Annotated in this window: 1 protein-coding gene; it reads left to right on the top strand. The window is 64.0% G+C overall.

Features of this window, described 5'->3' with window-relative positions:
- Positions 1-422 precede the first annotated feature (422 nt).
- Positions 423-1096 (top strand): BCCT family transporter (locus BSP109_RS16750; protein WP_180959813.1); only part of this gene is annotated, 674 nt, incomplete at its 3' end.

Genomic DNA, 1096 nt, shown 5'->3' with positions numbered 1-1096 from the left:
ATCGGTGCGATCGTCATCGGTCTCCCTCTCCGTCGAGGCTGCGCTGTCGGGCCGGTGGTTCGAGGCTTGTGGTTCGGGGCCGTTGGTTCGACGCCACGCCGGCCGGTGCTGTCAGTAGTCACAGTAGGCCCGATCACGGATGACTTAAAGAGCCGATTACGTCTCGATTGAGACGCTGATGTTATCAATCGCGGGGCACGCGAGCGGCGCGCAGTGTGTACTCCCGGCGCGCGTACACCGCCTGCGATCACTGCAGTCGGGTGGCGATCCTGCAGGGTGCTACGGGGCGCGCTGAGCCCGTGATCTGGGCATTCTCGGCGGTCGTGGTGGGCGCTGGGCGTGCCATGGCCGCAATCGGCGTTGTTGTCATATCTGCGAACTTCGATAGCGTGGTGAGCACACATCAATGGAAGGTACAGCGCATGCTCAACCGTCTGCACGATGCTCTCAGGCTGAGGACGAACCCGGTCATCTTCTTCTCCTCAGCCGCTGTGATCATTCTCTTCGTCCTCGGAACGATCCTCTTCACCGACGCCCTCGACACCGGGGTCTCCGCCGCCTCCGACTGGCTGCTGCGCAACCTCGGATGGTTCTACATCCTCGGCGTCACCGTCTTCCTCGTCTTCCTCATCTACATCGCCGCATCCCGCTACGGACGGGCGAAGCTGGGACCCGACGACGAACCGCCCGAGCATTCCAACGGTGCGTGGTTCGCGATGCTCTTCGCCGCGGGCATCGGGTCGATCCTCATGTTCTGGGGTGTCGCGGAACCGGTCAGCCACCTCGGCGATCCGCCCCGGGCGAGCACCGGGATCGAACCGGGCACGGTCGAGGCCGCGGCTGACGCGATGAACTTCACGTACTACCACTTCACCCTGCACACATGGACGATCTTCACGCTGCCGGCGCTGTGCTTCGCGTACTTCATCCACAAGCGCAACCTGCCGCCGCGGGTGAGTTCGATCTTCCAGCCCATCCTCGGTGAGAGGATCCACGGGCCGATCGGGAAGACGATCGACGTCGTCGCGATCATCGGCACCGTCTTCGGCGTCGCCGTCTCGATCGGCCTCGGCACCCTGCAGATCAACGGGGGACT

The organism is Brevibacterium sp. Mu109 (genome assembly GCF_900169375.1).
GTDB lineage: Bacteria > Actinomycetota > Actinomycetes > Actinomycetales > Brevibacteriaceae > Brevibacterium > Brevibacterium yomogidense_A.
This window is presented reverse-complemented; position numbering and strand designations above follow the sequence as displayed.